This window comes from Candidatus Thermoplasmatota archaeon (assembly GCA_030018475.1).
In the GTDB taxonomy this organism is placed as follows: Archaea; Thermoplasmatota; JASEFT01; order JASEFT01; family JASEFT01; genus JASEFT01.
This window is the reverse complement of the sequence record JASEFT010000004.1, coordinates 26,307-46,559: the sequence shown is the minus strand read 5'-3', so window position 1 is coordinate 46,559 and position 20,253 is coordinate 26,307. Positions and strand designations below refer to the sequence as shown.

Genomic DNA, 20,253 nt, shown 5'->3' with positions numbered 1-20,253 from the left:
GGCGTGAAATTATAGAACAATGCAAAAACACTCAACAGACTACTCATTCGGTTTTAAGGCTCTAAAAATCAGAAAATTTCACCAACACGGAATGTTCCGCACACCAAATCTCTAGGCCATTTGCTTGGTTGATTTTTCTGCAGTTCTCTTGGAGTACCCTTAATATCCTACGCTCTTTCTTATCCAAAGCTATCATTTTTTCTTTTACCTGAAAGTTCTTGGATTAGCATGCATACAGCCAAGCCTGCTACTATACCAATAGCAATGCCAGTAATAAGTCTTATCAAATTAAAGCTTTGCCATAAATTAAACAATTGGCCTGTCCCATCTATACTTATTGGCAAAAGGCCTAGTACAACCCAATACCATTTGAGCTCGACGGTCAGCAATATTCCAATGCAAGAGCCTAGCAGAACGCCTAAGAATATCCCAGTACATCTTGCGCAGTACGGCAATTGATTTCCATTAATAAAGAAAGACCTGCTGGCTTTCTGATGGCATAGAGTGTCGCCACTAGAGTACATAAATTTTGCAACTGGATTAAAATTTTCATAAACTCCCTCATATTCGCGAGTTCCTACTCTACCTTCTTCGCCTAAATTTAAAGAGCCCGACTTGAGCGTTAGCGGTGCTACAATCTGGAGCAGGAGCCAAATAAGGCATATTAAATAGAAGAGCAGTTTTGGAATTGAAAGTCGATTTTCGTTGCTCATATCAACTTTTAAACTCCTCCTTTGAAAGTGCAAGCAATATTAGGGCAGCGATGCTCATGATTGTACCAACAACTACTAATAACGACAGCAATCCAACTACAGAGCCTACAACGCAAACGGCAAAATGTCTTCTTTTAATTGCTAGCACGCCTCCAACCAAAGCAAAAACAGAGAATATTAGTTCTATAGTTGCACAGCTATACAAAACTGCAAATAGTTCTAAAGTACGGTCTTCTTCTATAATCCCCTCACCAGGTATGAGTTCGAAATTCTCAGCCTCATTTCTAGGCAGAACAAATATTTTAGCAATAATTGTTTTATTATTGGGCTTATAAATTTTTATTTTGTGTAGCCCACCATGGACATTTTCCAGCTTGTAATAGCCTGTAGAGTTTGTCTTAACTACTAAATCATTAAGTTCTATAGTTACATCTTCTATACCAGTACCATTTTTATCGACTACCCTACCGTAAAGCGAAGATTGCATTTGCTCCAAATGATAATGCTCTAGCAAAGTAGGAGCTGCATATAAGGCAATTACTATAAATAATGTGGACAGAGAGACTATAATTAATAAAATTCCTGCTATAATTGGTTTTGCAGAGCTCTTTTTAGGCTCGATTCTATACTCTTTGCCTGTATCAAACTGATAGAAGCACTGAGGGCAGATAGTAAGTTTTTCTTCAGCTATAAACTCATAACCGCATTTATGGCATTTTACCATTGTAAATAAAACAAATATTGATTTTGGTTTAGCTAGTGCCTTAGTTTTAGATTTACTCCTTTACTCTTTGCGAGCTCAGTAACCTCTTCTATAAGTTTAGTAACTACACCTTCACCTAAATATTCTTCTTTTACAACTAAAGCGTTGGTTTCGTAATGCTTTCCAAACCATTTGTCTTGCTTAAGCTCGGGGGTGTATGAAACATATCCTATAATTTTGCCATTCTGCTCAGCTATCAAAGTATGCTCTATAGAAGATTTGAACTTTAACCCGTTTTCAGAAGCCAATAGCTCTAAAGCGCTTCTGTCGCTTTCTTTAGCCGCTCTTATCTCCATTTTTTACCACTTTTTTATTAATAGCAATGTTTCAACTTTAACTTTTCGTTCAGCCTAGCCAAAACAGATTGTACGCAATCTTCTTTCCTACATGTGGTATCAATTATAATGTGCAGCTCTTCCGAAAATTCCGATACCTTTTCAAAGCTAGCTTCATGCTCAGCTAGTATCTCAATCCTTCCGTTTGAAACGCCTCTTTTGCTCAGAGCTCTTTTTTCAAGCCTCTTTATCAGCTCTTCTTTACTGCATATGAACTCAACGCACAAGAATCTTGCATCAGTTTCTTTTGCAGTCTCATAAGCTTTAACGCGTTGCCATCTTTTGCTAAAAGCGCCATCTAAAATAACAGATTTGTTTCTGGTTAATTGCACTTTTGCAAGCTCCAGCATTTTTAGATAAGTTCTTTCTGAGAATTCTTTCGAGTATATGCCTTCACCAAATTTTTCATATCTATGAGCTTCAGGTGGAATACCTGCAACAATGCTCTTTCTGACATAATCTGAGGATATGACTTTCATACCTGTCCTCTTTGCAAGAGCTTTTGCAATTGTACTCTTGCCCGTACCTATTACTCCACATGTAATAATTAGATATTTCATTTAATATCCTTCTAATCAAGTTCGCATATTGTTCTATTCTTTTTCTTTTCCCCTGAAGGACTTTTCTTTTTCTTTGGAAGAAAAAGAAAAGGGCTTCTTTCATTTAATCCAAGTATGGATATTAAAATGATTAGAAAATTATCGTTTTTTATCCAGACTAAAGATAGATTCTACTAAGTCTAGAGACGCGAGAAATGAGTTTTGTAAAGAAAAGCTAAGTTAAATAAACAGTACTCCCAAGATTTTTAGTTATACCGTTTTGTGCTCTTGTCAATGATACCATTAAAAAGCTCGTCAAGAAGAACTTCGTCGCTGAGTTTACTTTATCTCTACTTTCTTACCAGGCTTCTTCTCCTTCTTCTCAGCACGCTTTATTACTATATCGAGAACTCCATTTTTATAAGTTGCAGTTGTTGTGTCAGGCAATACTCTGCAAGGTAGCTTAATATCGCGATGGTATTTTCTTTTCTCGGCAGCTACATCTATAGTTAGCACATCCTCAGTAGCAGTAAGATCAATATCTTCTTTCGCCACCCCTGGAAGCTCTACAGTGACAGTAACTACTTCTTCACCTTCAAGTACGTCAGTTAGAGGCTCACGCTCTGCAATTTCCAAGCCTTTCTTAGGAGTGCTACCAAACTGCTGAATCTGAGGCTTGCCGTCAGCACCTATTCTCATAGAAAAGCCGTATACAAAAGGTCCAAGTAGAGTTGGTTTAACTTCGGCTTTATAGAGCTCTTCCATTAGTTCATCTAAATGCTTGCGCATTCGCTCGAACTCGCGCTCAAACTCATCGCCGAAAAGCTCGTCAAACTCGTTGAAAGGCCAGCGCTGTTTTCGCTTCTTCCTTCGCCAGAAAGGCCATTCTTCATTGTTATCGTTTTCTTCTCCCTTTTTAGCCATTTTGCCTCACCTACTCTGTTCGTTTCTTTCAACTATTTTAACAGCTAATAACAGGAATACTCATTCTCAATATTAAGTTTTTTCAGATGCCGCTTCAAAGGCTCTCAGCAATCTTTCCTGCTCTTTTGTAAGTTTCGTTGGTACTGTAACTACAACTTTAACAAGCTCATCGCCTCTGTGAGAGGACGCTAACTCGCGCAAGCCCTTACCTCTGAGCCTAAACACTGTATTGCTCTGCGTGCCTGCTGGGATTTTAATCTCTGCCTTACCGTCAAGTGTAGGCACCTCCAGGTTACCACCCAAAGCAGCTAGTACGAAAGAAATTGGCATTTCGCATAAAATATTACTACCTTCGCGTTTAAAGACGGGATGCTCCTTCACCTTTAGTACCACATACAAATCGCCCGGAGTAGAGCCTTTAATAACTCCTCCTTCTTTAGGTATTCTCAGTGTACTACCGCTCTCTGCACCTGCTGGAATTTTTAACTTTAGCTTTTTTTCTTTTTTAATTAACCCTTTGCCTTTGCAATCGCTACAAAGCTCTTCAATAGTTCTACCTTCGCCATTGCATTTATGGCATGTACGGATAGTTATAAACTGTGAAAAGCCTCTTGTCTTAACATCTCTTAACTGCCCTGTGCCTTGGCAGTAACTGCATGTTGTAAAGCTCTTGCCTCCGCTACCATTACAGGCACCGCAAGGCTCCCTCTTCAAAACTGAAAAAAATTTTTCTCTGCCGAACGCAACATCTTCAAGCTCTACTTCTAAATTATAAGTTAAATCCTCGCCTCGTACAGAACCTTCACGATAGCTATAGAAAGTAGGGCTCCTTCCAAAGAACATGTCAAATATTCTGTCTACGTCGCCGAAGCCAAAGTCGCGAAATATATCGAAATCAAAATCTCTGAAGATATCATCGTAGGTATAGCGCCCTGCAATACCTTCATGACCGTACATATCGTACTGCGCTCTTTTTTCGTCATCAGAAAGGACTGCATACGCTTCTGAAATTTCTTTAAATTTTTCCTCAGCATCAGCTTCTTTACACAAATCAGGATGATATTTTTTAGCTAGCTCTCTATACTTTCTTTTAAGCTCTTCTTTGCTCGCATTTTTAGGTACGCCGAGTATATCGTAATAATCTCTTTTTGGCATATTCTCTTAATAATTATAGGTATTGTCTGGCTTAAAAAGGTTTTGTTTTTCTGTTTGTGTTTGACAATTTATTTGCACATTAATTGTTTACTTTCTTCCTTTACCTCTTCATTCTCTGCTTATAACGGGGTTTAATGATGAAAAAGAATATGACAAAAATAATATATACAGATAATTGGTAGAAAAACAAAGCTCGCTTACGCAGGTAATTCTTTGGTGGTTAGGATACCAAAAGATATAGTAAAATTTCTAAAATTAGATAAAGGCAAAGAGGTTTTTGTGACGATAGGTGGCAAGCATAAGCTCGTGGTAGAGGCTTGTTGAGAACTACTTTTCACCCTTTTTCTCCTCATCTTCCTTTACCTCTTCGTACTCTGCTTCTACTACTTTTTCTTTCTTTTCTTCTTCTTCACCTTTAGGCTTACCCTTCCAGACTTTACCTTCCTCAGGCTCTCTTGCTTTCTCTTTTACATATTTCTCAGCTGCTTCTCTGTAAATACTTGCGCCTACTTCTTGCAGAGTTTTCGATAGTGCTTCCATTTTGCGCTTAATCTCTGCAATATCTTTGCCTTCAAGCGCTTTTCTCAGCTCTTCACATTCTTTATCAATCTGGGCTTTCTGCTCTTTGGTTAGTTTCTCCTCCAAATCTTTTTTAGTTTTCTCGGCTGTATAAAGTAAAGAATCAGCGTTGTTCCTGAGTTCTGCTTCCTCCCTTCTACGCCTATCCTTCTCTGCAAATTGCTCTGCTTCTTTCATCATTTTTTCTATCTGCTCTTTGGGGAGTTTGGTTGAAGCTGTAATTGTGATTTTCTGCTCTTTGCCTGTACCCAAATCTTTTGCAGTAACGTTCAATATACCGCTTGCATCCAGGTCGAAAGTTACCTCTATTTGCGGTATACCTCTTGGTGCTGGAGGTATGCCTACCAAATTAAACATTCCCAGAGAAGTATTATCTTGTGCCATTGGTCTTTCTCCCTGTAGCACATGAATTGTAACAGCAGTCTGGAAATCGCTAGCTGTAGAAAATATTTGCGATTTCCTTGTAGGTATAGTTGTATTGCGCTCGATAAGTTTAGTGAAAATACCTCCTAAAGTTTCTACTCCAAGCGAAAGAGGCGTTACGTCAAGCAATAATAATTCTTTTACTTCACCTGCCAAAACGCCAGCTTGTATTCCAGCGCCTAGTGCTACGCATTCCATGGGATCGATACCGCGCTCTACCTTCTTACCTATAACTTCCTCTACAAATTTTTGCACGCAAGGCATTCTTGTAGGCCCGCCAACTAAAATTATTTTGTCTATATCTTTAGGCTCTATTTTAGCATCTTTTAAAGCTTGCTCCACAGGCCCACTACAGCGATTAATTGTAGGCATGACAAGCTCTTCTAGCTTCGCTCTCGTAAGCGTTGTAGTAAGATGCCTAGGCCCTGTAGCATCTGCCGTAATATAAGGTAAATTAATATCAGCAGTTAGAGTTGTAGAAAGCTCTATCTTTGCCCTTTCCGCAGCTTCGCGCAAGCGCTGCATAGCTATTTTATCCTTGCTTAAGTCAATGCCAGTATCGTTCTTAAATCGGGCTACTAGATAATCAACGATAGTATTATCCATATCTGTGCCGCCGAGCTGGGTATCGCCCGCTGTCGATTTAACTTCAAAAACGCCGCCGCCAAACTCCATTACAGTCACATCAAGGGTACCGCCACCGAAATCAAATACCAATATGCGCTGCTCTTTTTCTAGTTTATCGATACCGTAAGCTAAAGATGCTGCTGTAGGCTCGTTTATTACGCGCACGACATCTAAGCCTGCAATAATACCAGCATCTCTGGTAGCAGTGCGCTGGTTATCGTCAAAATAAGCTGGACACGTAATAACCGCTTTCTTAATTTCCTCGCCAATATAAGCTTCTGCATCTTGCTTTATCTTTTGTAATAAAAAAGCAGTAAGCTGCTGGGGAGTATATTCCTTACCGTAAATCTTGTATTTGTAATCAGTGCCCATTTTACGCTTGAACGCAGTAACTGTACCTTCAGGATTTGTGATAGCTTGTCTGCGCGCAGGCTCGCCAAGTAGCCTTTGACCATCTTTGGTGAAGGCAACGAATGATGGAAATGCTTTACCGCCGCCAACAATTGTGCCTTCAGCACTTGGTATGATTGTAGGCTTTCCTGCGATCATAACAGCTGCTGCTGAGTTGCTAGTGCCTATATCTATACCAATAATCTTCTCTCTTTTCTTAAGCTCCTCTTTTGCCATTTTTATCCCCTCTTTGAAACTTTAACTTTAGAAGCTCTTAGAACTCTTGAGTTTAACGTATACCCTTTCTGTAACTCTTCTACTACAGTGTTATCTTCCCAATTATTATCAACTACCTGCATTACAGCTTCATGCATGAAAGGGTCGAATTTCTCGCCCACTGCCTTTACAGGCGCTAAGCCTGCTTTTTCTAAAACTCCCAATAGCTCTTTATACAGCAACTCCAAACCTTCAAGAGCTTTTCGTTCTATACCTACAGGATTAGTAATTATTCTATCGAAACCGTCTAGCACAGGCAGGAGCTCTAAGATTAACTTATCAGTAGCAGTTCTCAAGTAGTTTTCTCTCTCCTTTTCGAAACACTTCCTTAGATTCTCAAGCTCTGACTGAGCCCACTGTAGCTTTTCTAAATACTCATTGCTAAGTTTTTTCTGTGCCTCCAGCCCTTTTATTGCTTCTGCAAACTTCGATTTGATACGCTGGTAGCTACTTACCTTTTTCGGTTCACTAGTTGCCATTATAAAGTAAATATGCAAAAAAATAATTTAGTATTCTTCTTCCCCGCCCAGGCCTCCTGGGCCTCCTGGAGGCGTTGGAGGACGAGCCTCCGCTTTAGGCGCTTTAGCAGCAATAATATCGTCAATTCTAAGGATCATTACCGTAGCGTCTGTAGCAGAGAGTATTGCCTGTCTGCCTACACGAATAGGCTCTATCACAATACCTTTCATATCACTGATTTTGTTTGCAAGCACGTTTACGCCTACAGTCCCTTTACCTTCCTTATGCGCTTTCCTTAGCTCTATAAGTGTATCTATAGGATCCATACCTGCATTTTCAGCAAGTGTTCTAGGCACTACTTCAATTGCATCTGCAAAACTCTCGATAGCCATTTGCTCTCTGCCACCAACAGTGGAGGCATAATCTCTAAGCGCTAATGCTATTTCTGTAGCTGCAGCTCCAGCGCCTGTTATTATTTTACCGTCTTCTAGAGCGCAGGAAACTACACTGAGTGCATCGTGTACCGAGCGCTCCATTTCGTCAACCACGTGTTCAGTACCGCCTCTCAGCAATATTGAAACTGCTTTCGCTTCCTTGCAGCCTGTAACGAAAGTAAGATTATCTTCGCCTATTTTCTTTTCATAAACTTCCTTCGCATTGCCTAAATCTTCCTTCGTTAAATCGTCAATTCTAGTAACTAACTTACCGCCAGTCGCTTTTGCAAGTTTCTTCATATCACTCTCTTTTACTCTTCTTACTGCGTAGATATTATTTTTTGCAAGATAGTGCTGAGCAAGATCATCGATTCCTTTCTGACAGAACACTACGTTTGCGCCACTGGCTTTGACTTTATCAACCATTCTCTTCAGCATATTCTCTTCTTCTGCAAGAAACGCTTGTAACTGCTTTGGATCTGTAATCTCTATTTTAGCATCTACTTCTGTCTTCTTTATTTCAAGAGCGCAATCTAGCAGTGCTATTTTCGCATTCTCTACTCTTTTAGGCATTCCTGCATGCACTACCTCTTTATCTACAATAATGCCCTCAACAAGCTCTGTATCGTCTATAGAGCCGCCATGCTTCTTCACTATCTGCACGTTATCTGTATCTGCAATTATTTTTCCGTCGCGCTCTTCAACAATGCTCGTAACCGCTTTTACTGCAATATCTGCAAGTAAGTCTTTACTTGCTGCAGCGCTCTTGCTCATAATTGCAGTAGCTGCAATTTTAGGCAGTATTTCTTTGTCTTTAATACTTACTTTCTCTGCAATTTTATCTAGTATTTCGCAAGCTTTGTTAGATGCAAGTCTATAGCCGCTAACTATTATTGTTGGATGAATGTTCTGATCAACCAAACTTTCTGCGTTTTTCAGCAATTCTCCAGCGAGTATTACAGCTGTGGTTGTACCATCACCGCATTGCTGATCCTGTGTTTTAGCAACTTCTACGAGCATTTTAGCAGCTGGGTGCTCTACATCTATTTCTTTAAGTATAGTTACTCCGTCGTTAGTTATCACAACATCGCCCATACTATCTACAAGCATTTTATCCATACCGCGAGGACCCAATGTACTTCTTACAGCGTCTGCAATTGCCTTTGCAGCTGTGATATTTGCGCTCTGCGCACTCTTGCCTTTTTCTCTAGTAGTCCCTTCTTTTAATACTAAAATAGGAGTGCCTTGACCTATCATATTTTCGTCACCCTAACTTGATATATTTGCCCTTCTATATAAAATTTTCTAGAAAAGCAAATATTGTCCCTCGCTTTCTTTTCAAATATGGAAATTCATAAATATATTAGTTCTGGCTACGATTCCAATGTTTATTTGATTTTGGATAAAGAAGCTGTCGTTATAGATACAGGCACAGGTCAAGGAGCTCATTTTAAGAAATTGGCAGGGGGCATTGAGAAAATTTGCGATCTGCAAAAAATAGCTAAAATAATTTTGACCCATTGCCATTTTGACCATTGCGGAGGTGCTGAGAAACTGCGGAATTTAACAAAAGCTGATGTTTTAATTCACGAGCTAGATTTTAATGCAATAAGAATAGGTGATAACGTTATTACAGGCGCTCGTTGGTTTGGTGGCAGTCAAGAGCCTTTGGAAGTAAAGAAGATAGGCGAAAAGATTGAAGTGGGCAATATAAAACTTAAGGTTATTCATACTCCAGGGCATACAAAAGGAAGTGTCTCTTTATACGATAATAAAAATAAATCTCTGTTTTCCGGCGATACTGTTTTTGCAGATGGTGCTACAGGTAGATGGGATCTGCCTACCGGTGGTTATGAAGCGTTATTGAGCTCAGTAAAAAAGCTCTCTTTGCTCGAAGTTGAGAATCTCTACCCTGGGCATGGTAGGTTTGTAGAAGGTAATGGTAAAGAGCATATAAAGCTTGCATTAGAGTTTTTAGAAGGATTTTAGAAAATGTTAATACTCTGAAAAATATATCCTTCAATGGTAAAAATGGCAAAACTGGAGAAAAGGGGCGATGCGTTCAGAATAGAGAAGTTAGAAGCGTCCGTGATAAAGGCTAGCTCAACTTCCTTATTTTTTTCTGCTTTATGACTGCAAAAGAGATACTAAATAAACTCAAATGGACTAAGGATATAAAGAAAGCAGAAATTTGGTATTTGCATAGGGGTGCGAAAAACGATACTAAAATAATTTCTGGCAGTGAAATTTTAGCGCTTGGTAAATCATTTTTCGAGACCGGTGAAGCTAGTATACCATATCACAGAATTAGAAAAATATTTTATGATAATGAGTTAGTTTGGGAGCGGAAAAGTTTATAGCCCAAGCTCTTTCTCTACCTCTCTGGCTTTTAATTCATTACCTAACTTTCTGTATAATTCCGTAAGCGCGATAGATAGTAGCTATCATTCTTCTTTCATTAAAGAAAAGAAAACCTTAATTACGCCAATTTCATTTTAAGAATGGAATGCCTGTAATAAAAACAGAAAATATCAGCAAGAAGTACGGTGAAATTACTGCCCTACAAAACATAAATCTAGAAATAGAAGCTGGCGATTTTTTCGGGCTATTTGGTCCTAACGGCGCAGGTAAAACTACACTTTTAAAAATTTTATCAGGAAGTTTAGCTCAAACGAGCGGCGAGGCTTATGTTCTAGGTATAAATGTAAATGATAAACTAGAGCTAAAGCGCAGAATAGGAGTAGTGCCTGAGATAGAGGCTCTACCTAGCTTTTTAACCTCAGAAGAATTCCTTATGTTCGTATGTAGAGCTAGGAATTTGAGGTTTGATAAAATAGAGTACTGGCTAGAATTCTTTGAGTTGGAAGGCGAGGAAAACAAGTTGATTAAAGATTTATCAAGAGGTGCAAGACAGAAACTGCAAATTGCAAACGCTTTGATTCACGAGCCTGAAATTTTATTTCTAGATGAGCCCTTATCCAATCTTGACCCTTTGCATCAAGCTAAACTAAAAAACTATTTTAAAGAATTTGTAAATAGTGGGAAGACTATTTTTCTATGCACTCATGTGCTTGAGGTTGCAGAGAAGCTATGCTCTAAAATAGGCATTATCAATAATGGCATAATTGTAGCAATAGGTAGAGTGGAAGATTTGAGAACTCATGAGCATGAGAACTTAGAGCAGATATTTCAAAGAGTTATCTTAGGCGAGCGATGAAATTTCAGGATTTAATCAAATTAATGCTAAAAGAAGAATACAGATTCCATACAAGCTATACTAGTAAATTGGCATTCTTGTTCTTCCCATTTATCATAATGCTCATCGGCTTTTTTGCAGGAGCAAGCGTTAGTGACTTAGCCAAACATGTAGCAATTCCTCAACTACAACTTTCAGTTAGCATCTCAATTTTCTTTTATGGGCTAGTTGCAGGCTATTTCGGATTTTTGGGTAAGGAATCCATGAAGAGATTTTCTGGCGTAAAATTTTTAGTTCATACCCATGAGCATTTGCCACTAAACCTCAGAACAATTTTTCTATCGTTGTACATAAGAGAGATTCTATTTTACCTATCTTTAACTGTAGTTCCATTGACTCTTGGGCTAACGCTCTCCTTACCGCTATCTAAACTCTCCTTGATTTTTGTGCTAGTATTTTTTGCTATGCTAAGCATTTCTTTCATTGCTGGAATGTCATTTTCTTATTTTATCGCTAACCTCTACAGAAGGCACTCAAAATTTTATCTGCTGTTAACTGGTGCTTACACACTTTCAATTATACTTTCAACTCTTATCTTCAAGCTCTATAATACTTTACTTCTGAGGGAAATTGGAGACTTCATTTACGCTCTGGCTTTTATTTTATTTAATTCCTTAATAGGGACAATTGCAATTAGTGAAGAAGAAATTGAGAAGTTTAAGCCTACGCAGGTAGTAGCTCCAAAATATCTCAAACTAAAAATTTCTCCTTTTCTAATAAAAGAATTTCTAGATTTGAAAAGAAGCAATACTTTACCCAAGATTTTATTTTCTTTTTTATTTCCTTTAATATTTTTGAGCTTGCTGTTCTGGTTTATAGAAAGGAATATTAAAATTGGCTTTAGCTCAGTATCTTACGCTATTTTCACAGGCTTTTTCTGCCTTGTGATTTATTCATGGTTGAACAATATTGAAGCGCTCGAGTTTTACAATTTACTGCCTATATCTGTGCCTGAAATTATAAAAACTAAAGTGAAAGCCCATTTTTACATTGCTCTGCTGTTCATACCAGTATTTATTTTGGGAGTTAGCGCTGTTGCTAATGAGCTTTTTTTATTACCTATAGCGCTATTCGTTGGCTTCTCTAACCTTGTTTATATTTCGCTTGCGGTTGCATGGCTTACTGGATTGAGAGTAAATGTTTATCTTTTCAACCCTAAAATTTTAGTAAAATTCTGTGTTTTCGCGCTATTACCGCAAGTGCCCTTGGCTATACTTTCTTTCGCACCAAGCTTTATTGCAATAATTTTTATTGTTTTTGGCTGTGGACTATTGTTGATAGCAAGCTTACTACTCTGGGAGGGGATAGATGAGAAGTGGAGTAAGGAGAATTTTGGATTTTAGTGCGCCAAACCACGATCTTTATATCATCACAAATGATTATATTGTAATGAGGGATTAAAATGGAGAATTTACAGATACGATTGCCGGAAGAGGAAGTTGAGGACGTAGAAGAGCTTACAAAAGTTCTGCATATGTCAAAATCGGAAGTGGCTCGCAATGCGCTTCATGAGGGTATAAAAGCTTTGAAACTTGAAATTGCAATGAAAAAATATCTGAGTAACGAATTTACTCTTTGTAAAGCTGCAGAGTTTGCAGATGTAAGTATTCAGGAGATGTGTGATTACCTAGCGAGAAGGGAAATACCGTTTTTTAGATATTCTGCAACTGAATTAGCGCGCGATATCGAAAAATCTAAAAAGTGGCTTAAGCGGTGATTATGCGTACTTTTGTAGATTCCTCCACTCTAATTGCATTAGCTAAAATTGGAGAGCTCGAGTTTTTAAAAGAGTTGTTTGGTAAGGTGTATATAACGAAAACGATTGAGAAAGGGCTTTTGCGCTACGATTTTCCGGAAAACGAGCGTATCAAGAGTGCGATTGGTGATTGGATAATATCAGTAATAACTAGTGTCAATGTAACTAAATTTACGAAATACGGTCTTGATAAAGGTGAAGCTACACTGTTTCTTACTCCTAAAGGCAATAGACTAATTATTGATGAATTAAGTGCAAGGCGGATAGCAGATATTGAAAAGAGAGAGTACACGGAGCTGTTAGGTTTGATAGTTGGCGCTGTTGAGAGTAAGAAAGTTAAAAAGAAGAAAGCATTAGATATAATTCACAAATTAGTTGAAAGTGATTTTAGAATAAACGCACTGCTTTACAGAGATGTCCTGAGGAGAATTAGTGAGATTTAGTAGAATAAAATCGGAGACGAAAAAGATAATTTTTGAGTGTTAAATCGCAAATTTTTCTATACCTTAACCTAGTGTTCAAACTTCTAAACGCCGATTCGCCGGACGCTTGAAAAAATACACTGACGTTTGAAAGCTTTTTACCCACCAATTCAAGGCAGACCTGCGTCATTAGCTGCATTGCAAGCAGCTTCGAATCACACCTTTCTATAACGTAGGAGGTGATCCATCCGCAGGTTCCCCTACGGATACCTTGTTACGACTTAGCCCTCCTCGCTGAACCCAAGTTTGAGCGAAGCAATAACTTCACCCTCACTTAGACACAACTCGGATGGCTTGACGGGCGGTGTGTGCAAGGAGCAGGGGCATATTCACCGCGCATTTTTGATACGCGATTACTACGGATCTGCTGTTTGCGGAGCAAACTGCTGAGAGAAGGAGTTTACTCCTGCGAATTCCAGCTTCATGAGGATGAGTTGCAATCCTCAATCCGAACTATGACTGGGTTTAGGGATTGACTTTGCCTTTCGGCATCGTAGCCCATTGTCCCAGCCTTTGTAGCGCGCGTGTAGCCCGGGGGATTAGGGGCATACTGACCTACCGTAGCCCCCTCCTTCCTCTGACTTAGCGCCAGCAGTCCCTTTAGTGTCGCACCAGAGCCGGAGCTCCGGTTTGCAACTAAAAGCAGGGGTCTTGTTCGTTATCTGACTTAACAGAATGCCTTACGGTACGAACTGACGACGGCCATGCACCACCTCTCGGATAATCTGGTAAAGTCGTTAGCTTGACCTTCATATATCCGTCGCCCCCGGTAAGCTTCTCGGCGTTGAATCCAATTAAACCGCACGCTCCACCCGTTGCGGTGCTCCCCCGCCAATTCCTTTAAGTTTCAGTCTTGCGACCGTACTCCCCAGGTAGCAGACTTAACAACTTCTCTCCGGCACAGGGCAAGCTCGTAGCTTCCCCTGCACCAAGTCTGCAGCGTTTACACCCTGGACTACCGGGGTATCTAGGAAGTCCTTCAGGGGAAAAGAAAAAAGAAATTTTCTTTTCTCTTTCCCTGAAGAGTTTCTTTCTCTTTTCCGAAAAGAGAAAGAAAGGCTTCTATCTAATCCCGTTTGCGCCCCAGGGCTTCGTCCCTCACTGTCAGAGCAGCTTTAGTCAGACGCCTTCGCCACTGGTAGTCCTCCTAGGATTACAGGATTTCACCCCTACCCCAGGAGTACTTCTGACCCCACTCTGTCTCAAGTCCAGCAGTCTTCTCGGAATTCGAAATGTTAAGCATTTCGATTTACCCAAAAATTTACTGAACCAGCTACGGACGTTTTAGACCAAATAAAAGTGATCGCCACTTGGGCTGCGGGTATTACCGCGGCGGCTGGCACCCGTCTTACCCAGCCCTTACTCCCCTTGTTTTTTGGACAAGGGAACAGCCTATACATTAAGTATAGGCACTTGGGATTCCCCCATCGTGCTTGCGCACATTGTGGAGTTTTCGCGCCTGCTGCGCCCCGTAGGGCCTGGACTCATGTCTCAGAGTCCATCTCCGGGCAACGCCTCTCAGCGCCCGTACCCATCGTAGGCTAGCAAGTAAGTTACACTTGCTACAACCTAATAGGCCACAGACTTATCCTTAGGCGCCGAAGCTTTGAGCTTAGAAGCATTCCAGCATTCTAAGCCTATGGGGTATTATCCTCAGTTTCCCGAAGTTATTCCCCACCTAAGGGTAAATTATCCACGTGTTACTGAGCAGTACGCCAAGGAACTTGCGTTCCTTAGACTCGCATGGCTTAAGCGTATCCCAATAGCGGCGACCTCTGGCAGGATCAACCAGAGTTCAATACGATCACTACACTTAGATTTGGTGGGGTTTTACACAGAGCTTCCAAACGTCAGATTCAAGAGGTACCAAGCCCTAAACTAAGAAGACTTGCTTTCTCGAATCCCCATCTCACTTTTATCGCAACCTGGATTTTGAATACTCATCGATAGCTTTTTCAGGCCTACTCTCAATATTTTACACAGCTGGTTGCGATTTTTTAGCTGTCTTATATTATGTAATAACTTATATTTATAATCTTCGCTCTGCTTTCAGGAAATTTAAATATACTGTAGCTCAATATTGGCTATTGTGACTACTCTCATACTATGCATAGATCGAGACGATGATTTCGGTACAAAAGCAGGTATAAAATCGCCGATCGTTGGTAGGGAGGCTAATCTTAACGCCGCTATTGCGCTCGGACTCGCTGATCCAGAAGAGCCTGATGCAAACACAGCTCTCAGCGCAATAAAAATTTACGATGAGCTTGTAAAAAGTGGCAGAGAGGTTGAGATTGCTACTATTTGTGGCGCTCCCCAAGTAGGGCTTGTCTCAGATCAAACGATAGCGAGGCAACTTGAGGAGGTACTGACTAAGCTAATGCCTGAAGAGGCTTTTTTTGTATCGGACGGCGCCGATGACGAGCATGTACTTCCAATAATAACTTCAAGAGTGAAAGTTGCTTCTGTAAAAAGAGTAGTAATGAGACAGGCACAAAATATTGAGTCTTCTTATTACTTTTTGGCAAAAGCTTTGAAAGATGAAAGGGTACAGAGAAAATTTATCGTACCATTAGGACTGTTTTTACTTATTATTTCTATAAGCGCTATTTTAGGATATCCTGTAATAGGCTTAGCTACTGTATGCTTCGTAATTGGTATATATCTGCTAGTGAGTGCCTTCAATTTAGAGCCCGCTCTAGCAAGGGCTGCTAAAGATTTTAAAGAAGGTCTTGTTGCAGGAAGACTCTCTTTGTTTACTTGGGTGCTTGCAGGATTTATGATTTTAGTGGGATTTGCTTTCGCCTATACAGAAAACGTTAATAGCCCTTTGTCATTTCAAATGGTCTTCTCAGCGTTTACTACAATTATTTTGTGGACTGTTGGCGCACTAATAGTGGGAATTTCCGGCAGAATATTTGATAAATACATAGTGGAAGGCGAGATTTTGTGGTCTTACTGGATCGTACCTTTCTCACTTGTTACTTTCGGATTGGTTGTTCTTGCGGTCAAGGACGTGGTAGATAATATAAGTGGAGGTATAGGCGCTTTAATTAAACCTCCTCTGTTCTGGTATTTGGTTGGAAAATTTTCTTTGGCAATAGTTATAGGCTCTGTAGGAGTCATAACATATAAGTACATGAGGAGGCATATGACCAAAGAAGAAAGAGATATTGCGTGGCGTTATTAATGAACTACTCTGCTTGGCTACCTTGGTATAATAAAATTTTAAATGATTTTGGGTACTCAAAAGCTAAGGATGAGTTTGCAGCTAGAGTTTTAGCAAAGCTTTTAAGCCCTAAGCTGAAAGTAACTATTAAAGAGCTAGAGAAATTAATCAGAGATAAAAATGTATATGTGTTCGGTGCTGCCAATAGCTTAAAGTTGGGTATCAATAAAACTCATAGATCTGAAAAAGATGTTTTTATTTCCGCAGACGCTGCAACTTCTTTATTAATCAATGACAACAAAATTCCTGACATTATAGTTACCGACCTTGATGGCAACATTAAAGATTTGCTTCGCGCAAATGAAAAAGGTTCTATAGCGATCATTCATGCGCATGGCGATAATATAGAAATTTTAAAGAAGTATGTGGGTAAATTTAAAGGTAAGGTTATTGGTACTACTCAAGCCAGTCCTTTCGACGGTATCTATAATTTCGGAGGATTTACTGACGGCGATAGAGCTGTCTTTCTTGCAGAGCATTTTAAAGCTAAAAAGATTTTTCTTGTAGGATTTGATTTTAAAAAAGTTGGAGAGCTTTGTAGGGGAAAGAAAAGAACACTAAAGCTAAAGAAATTAAAATGGGCTGAGAAGCTAATTACTGCTTTGAGGTCTCGCTGCAAATCCAATCTAGAAATTCTTTGTTACCTTTATTAATAGCAAAAGAAATTACGCATGGGACTTCATAGGAATGCTTGCTCTTAATTTCGTTTATTACACTATCTAAATTTGCAGTTCTCGTTTTCAAAATCATTGCATACTCATTTGCACTTTCTAGTTTTCCTTTCCATCTGTAAAGAGAGTTTATTTGGAAAATATTAGCGCATGCTACTAACCTTTTCGTCAGCAAATATTTTGCTATTGCCTGCGCTTCTTTTTTAGCTTTTGTAGTCACATAAACACACGAGTACATTCTTTTATAGTCGTTTTTTCAGTCTTGCATTTTCTACTTCTAACTTAGCTATTCTCTCCCTTAATTCTGCGCAAAGATTGCGGAGCTTCTGAATTTCAAGGTCTTTTCGCTTCAGTGCTTTCATTAAATCTGTCCTCAATTTCCGTCACTCATTTAGAATAATATTTTTCAAACTAATAAAGTTACTGAAAGAAGCCTTTTGGGGAAGGGGTTAATATCCAGGAAAATTATTTTTGTCTCATGGCTAAAGGCTTAGGTTACGGCAAAGTCATTCTTTTTAACGAGCATTTTGTTGTCTATGGAATACCTGCAATTGCAAGTGCTATTGATTTGAAGACCACAGCTACTATAGAGCGCTTTGAAGGCAAAGGCTGGAGCTTAAGTGATAAGAGACTCGCTACCCCAGGCTACAAGGAAGAGAAGCTAGAGCAGCAGAAAGATTCTGTGGAAAGAATACTAAAAGCTGCTGGAATTGATGTAGAGCAAAATCCGATTAAGATCGCTCTTGGAGGGGATTTAGTTGCAGCTAGTGGTATTGGCGCTTCGGCTGCCTCCTGTGTTGCAATTGCTCGTGCATTATCAGCCTACTTCAATTTAAACTTTGACGATGATAAAATAAACGAGCTTGCATATGAAGGTGAAAAAGGGTATCATGGTACACCTTCTGGGATTGATAATACAGTAGCTACTTACGGAGGATTAGTTTGGTTTAAGAAAGGAGAGCCTAACGTGATTGAGAGAATTAGTTTGAAGAAACCTGTTGAGATAGTTCTTGGCAATACTGGTAGAGTTGCTGATACGAGCAAAGCAGTTGCTGGCGTGCGCGAAAGAAAAGAGAAAGAAGTTGATAAGTATAGCCAATTATTTAAAGAGGCTGAGGAATTGGCCTATAAAGCAAGAAAAGCGTTAGAGGCTTTTGATCTGAGAAAAGTTGGCGAGCTGATGAATAAAAATCATTTGTTATTACAGCAAATAGAGGTTTCATCTAAAGAGCTTGATTTCTTGGTTAGGTTAGCGCTTGAGCATGGAGCTTATGGTGCAAAGCTTACTGGCGGTGGCTTAGGAGGCAATATGATTGCGCTAACACCTGGTAAAGAGCTACAGGAAAAAGTTGCGAAAGCTATAGAAAGAGAAGGGTTTGAAGTTGTTAGAACGAGGATAGGGTGATATCTATGGAATGGACAAAAGGGAAAATGATCGTAGCAGTAGGAGCGATATTTATATGGAGTAGTATTTTATCCTTAATCGGTGTGTTGTCAGGAGCAAAGCGCCCTTGGGAAGTTATTTTATCTTTGGGTGGGCTCATCCCAGCAATTATTTTAGCAATCTCTGGTGCTGTGATAATTACTTACGGCTTGCGAGTAAGGCACAGTGAGAAACTAGAAGCACCTCAAGTAACGAAGATAAGATGTGAAATTTGCGGCGCGTTAATTGATACTAGAGCAGGTAGAAAATGGGCGACAGGTAGTGCCACTACTATATTCGGTATACCGATTAGTATGCGATATAGGGAGAGAATAACCGCTAAATGTCCCGTTTGCGGAGCTAAAGCCAAACTTAAAAAACCGGTAGAAGAAGTTTGGCCTCCTCCAGCCGCAGTACCAACTCTAACTCTCCGCTGCCCTCAGTGCAAGACAACTTTTAAAGTTGAATCCAGAGAAAAGCCTTTTAAAGTCAAATGCCCATCTTGTGGTAAAGAAGGTATGATGAGGTGATAAAATGAGCTTACGAGAGTTTGTTAACGTTCTGGATGAAAAAGGAGTTTTGGTAAAAATCAAGAGGCCAGTAGATGTAAAGTATGAGATATCAACATTAATGAAGCTCCTTGATGGGAAACCAATTTTGTTTGAGCAGGTTAAAGGTTTTTCGATGAAAGTGGTAGCGAATATATGCTCTACAAGAGAGCTTATCGCGCTTGGATTGGGTGTAAGTAAAAATGAGCTTGTATCTAAGCTAGCAGAAGCTATTGATAATCCAAAAGAGCCGAAAATTGTAGAAGGGAAAGGCTATGAAGAAATTGCACCTGATCTAACAAAAATTCCTATCCTAACATATTATCCATTTGATGGCGGACCCTATATAACATCTGGCATTGTTATAGCAAATGATAAAGAGCTTGGCTTGAATGCATCTTATCACAGAATGATGGTTCTGGGAAAAGATAAACTCGTGCTCAGAATACTTCCAAGACATTTTGACGAATTTTTGAAAAGAGGAAATACTGAGTTTGCAATTTGTATAGGCAACAGCATGCCTGTCTTACTTGCTTCTGCAGTTTCTGCAGAGCTAGGAAAAAGCGAGCTGAGCATAGCAAATGCTTTGGAGGAAACAAATCTGATTTTGCTTGACGGTCATAAAGTTCCTCAGGCTGAGATAATAATGATTGCAGAAATGACCGGTGAAGAGCACGATGAGGGTCCGTTCCTTGATTTGACAGAGACGCCTGACATTGTGAGAAAGCAAAAAGTTGCTAGAATAAAAAAAATCTTTACCAAAAAGAATCCTGCTTTTCATGCTCTTCTACCTGGTGGCTTAGAGCATAAAATACTTATGGGCATGCCGCGCGAACCTACTATATTTAGAGAAGTAAATAAAGTATGCGAATGCAAAGAAGTTCTTATTACGCCAGGCGGTTGCTCTTGGCTGCATGCAGTTGTGAGTATAAAGAAAAAAAATGCTGATGACGGTAAAAAAGCTATAGAAGCTGCATTTAGGGGGCATGCTTCTCTAAAACATGTTTGGATTGTGGATGACGATATAGACATACACAATCCAAACGAGGTAGAATGGGCGATGGCTACAAGATTCCAAGGCTCTAAAGATTTAGTTGTGAGAGTCAAGGAGAAAGGCTCTTCGTTAGACCCTTCTTCAGATTTAGCCACACGCGAAACTACTAAAGTCGGCTTTGATGCAACAATACCTTGGGAAATGGATAAAGAGGGCTTCAAGAAGCCAGCATTGCCAATGAAGCTAAAGGTTGAGGACTATCTCTAAGAGTGGTTAC

At 39.6% G+C, this 20,253-nt stretch carries 21 protein-coding genes and 1 rRNA gene; 11 read left to right on the top strand and 11 right to left on the bottom strand.

Translation table 11 applies throughout. The features are described from left to right. Window positions 1-179: 179 nt before the first annotated feature. From QMD21_01470 to thsB, 9 genes are all read right to left on the bottom strand, one after another. Complete coding sequence (locus QMD21_01470; protein ID MDI6855440.1) at window positions 180-713, bottom strand: DUF2085 domain-containing protein; 534 nt, start codon at window positions 711-713, stop codon at window positions 180-182. A gap of 1 nt (window position 714) precedes the next feature. Further along, window positions 715-1,437 (bottom strand): hypothetical protein, encoded by a 723-nt coding sequence (locus QMD21_01465; protein MDI6855439.1) that lies wholly within the window; start codon window positions 1,435-1,437, stop codon window positions 715-717. A 32-nt stretch (window positions 1,438-1,469) separates the two neighbouring features. Then, the gene (locus QMD21_01460; protein MDI6855438.1) at window positions 1,470-1,772 is read right to left on the bottom strand and encodes a GNAT family N-acetyltransferase; all 303 of its coding nucleotides are present in this window, start codon (window positions 1,770-1,772) and stop codon (window positions 1,470-1,472) included. Window positions 1,773-1,789: 17 nt separating this feature from the next. Further along, window positions 1,790-2,371, bottom strand: a complete 582-nt coding sequence (locus QMD21_01455; GenBank protein MDI6855437.1) for an ATP-binding protein — start codon at window positions 2,369-2,371, stop codon at window positions 1,790-1,792. A gap of 318 nt (window positions 2,372-2,689) precedes the next feature. Beyond that, entirely contained in the window at window positions 2,690-3,274 is a 585-nt protein-coding gene (locus QMD21_01450) for an Hsp20/alpha crystallin family protein (protein ID MDI6855436.1), read from the bottom strand. 72 nt (window positions 3,275-3,346) lie between these two features. Beyond that, window positions 3,347-4,429: a molecular chaperone DnaJ gene (gene dnaJ / locus QMD21_01445; GenBank protein ID MDI6855435.1), complete on the bottom strand. Its 1,083-nt coding sequence runs from the start codon at window positions 4,427-4,429 to the stop codon at window positions 3,347-3,349. Window positions 4,430-4,756: 327 nt separating this feature from the next. Next, window positions 4,757-6,685 (bottom strand): molecular chaperone DnaK, encoded by a 1,929-nt coding sequence (gene dnaK, locus QMD21_01440; protein MDI6855434.1) that lies wholly within the window; start codon window positions 6,683-6,685, stop codon window positions 4,757-4,759. Between the two features lie 2 nt (window positions 6,686-6,687). Further along, on the bottom strand, window positions 6,688-7,203 hold the full coding sequence (locus QMD21_01435; GenBank protein MDI6855433.1) for a nucleotide exchange factor GrpE: 516 nt from the start codon (window positions 7,201-7,203) through the stop codon (window positions 6,688-6,690). A 27-nt stretch (window positions 7,204-7,230) separates the two neighbouring features. Continuing rightward, a complete protein-coding gene (gene thsB, locus QMD21_01430; protein ID MDI6855432.1) occupies window positions 7,231-8,874 on the bottom strand; it encodes a thermosome subunit beta in 1,644 nt (547 codons plus the stop codon). Window positions 8,875-8,961: 87 nt separating this feature from the next. Here thsB and QMD21_01425 point away from each other — a divergent pair, with 87 nt between their 5' ends. The 6 genes from QMD21_01425 (at window position 8,962) to QMD21_01400 (ending at window position 13,072) form a co-directional block, all read left to right on the top strand. After that, complete coding sequence (locus QMD21_01425; protein ID MDI6855431.1) at window positions 8,962-9,606, top strand: MBL fold metallo-hydrolase; 645 nt, start codon at window positions 8,962-8,964, stop codon at window positions 9,604-9,606. A 140-nt stretch (window positions 9,607-9,746) separates the two neighbouring features. Next, complete coding sequence (locus QMD21_01420) at window positions 9,747-9,977, top strand: RNA repair domain-containing protein (GenBank protein MDI6855430.1); 231 nt, start codon at window positions 9,747-9,749, stop codon at window positions 9,975-9,977. Window positions 9,978-10,123: 146 nt separating this feature from the next. Continuing rightward, window positions 10,124-10,834, top strand: a complete 711-nt coding sequence (locus QMD21_01415; protein ID MDI6855429.1) for an ATP-binding cassette domain-containing protein — start codon at window positions 10,124-10,126, stop codon at window positions 10,832-10,834. After that, on the top strand, window positions 10,831-12,216 hold the full coding sequence (locus tag QMD21_01410) for a hypothetical protein (protein ID MDI6855428.1): 1,386 nt from the start codon (window positions 10,831-10,833) through the stop codon (window positions 12,214-12,216). The genes QMD21_01415 and QMD21_01410 overlap by 4 nt, the downstream gene beginning before the upstream one ends. Window positions 12,217-12,275: 59 nt before the next feature. Further along, on the top strand, window positions 12,276-12,590 hold the full coding sequence (locus QMD21_01405; GenBank protein MDI6855427.1) for a UPF0175 family protein: 315 nt from the start codon (window positions 12,276-12,278) through the stop codon (window positions 12,588-12,590). Between the two features lie 2 nt (window positions 12,591-12,592). Next, complete coding sequence (locus QMD21_01400) at window positions 12,593-13,072, top strand: hypothetical protein (GenBank protein ID MDI6855426.1); 480 nt, start codon at window positions 12,593-12,595, stop codon at window positions 13,070-13,072. 213 nt (window positions 13,073-13,285) lie between these two features. Here QMD21_01400 and QMD21_01395 read toward each other — a convergent pair. Further along, window positions 13,286-14,906 (bottom strand): 16S ribosomal RNA (locus QMD21_01395). A 294-nt stretch (window positions 14,907-15,200) separates the two neighbouring features. On the opposite strand from QMD21_01395, the gene QMD21_01390 reads away from it, so the two are divergent. Together QMD21_01390 and QMD21_01385 are read left to right on the top strand one after the other, a co-directional pair. Further along, on the top strand, window positions 15,201-16,301 hold the full coding sequence (locus QMD21_01390; protein ID MDI6855425.1) for a DUF373 family protein: 1,101 nt from the start codon (window positions 15,201-15,203) through the stop codon (window positions 16,299-16,301). Continuing rightward, entirely contained in the window at window positions 16,301-16,993 is a 693-nt protein-coding gene (locus tag QMD21_01385; protein ID MDI6855424.1) for a DUF115 domain-containing protein, read from the top strand. The genes QMD21_01390 and QMD21_01385 overlap by 1 nt, the downstream gene beginning before the upstream one ends. Here the strand turns inward: QMD21_01385 and cutA are convergent. Further along, window positions 16,935-17,249 (bottom strand): divalent-cation tolerance protein CutA, encoded by a 315-nt coding sequence (gene cutA, locus QMD21_01380; protein ID MDI6855423.1) that lies wholly within the window; start codon window positions 17,247-17,249, stop codon window positions 16,935-16,937. The genes QMD21_01385 and cutA overlap by 59 nt on opposite strands. Window positions 17,250-17,489: 240 nt before the next feature. On the opposite strand from cutA, the gene mvk reads away from it, so the two are divergent. Genes mvk through QMD21_01365 form a run of 3 tightly spaced genes read left to right on the top strand, consistent with a single transcriptional unit; the run spans window position 17,490 to window position 20,243 of the window. Continuing rightward, window positions 17,490-18,416, top strand: coding sequence for a mevalonate kinase (mvk, locus tag QMD21_01375; protein ID MDI6855422.1), 927 nt, complete (start codon window positions 17,490-17,492; stop codon window positions 18,414-18,416). 5 nt (window positions 18,417-18,421) lie between these two features. Then, entirely contained in the window at window positions 18,422-18,964 is a 543-nt protein-coding gene (locus QMD21_01370; GenBank protein MDI6855421.1) for a hypothetical protein, read from the top strand. 4 nt (window positions 18,965-18,968) lie between these two features. Then, window positions 18,969-20,243, top strand: a complete 1,275-nt coding sequence (locus QMD21_01365; protein ID MDI6855420.1) for a UbiD family decarboxylase — start codon at window positions 18,969-18,971, stop codon at window positions 20,241-20,243. Window positions 20,244-20,253 lie beyond the last annotated feature (10 nt).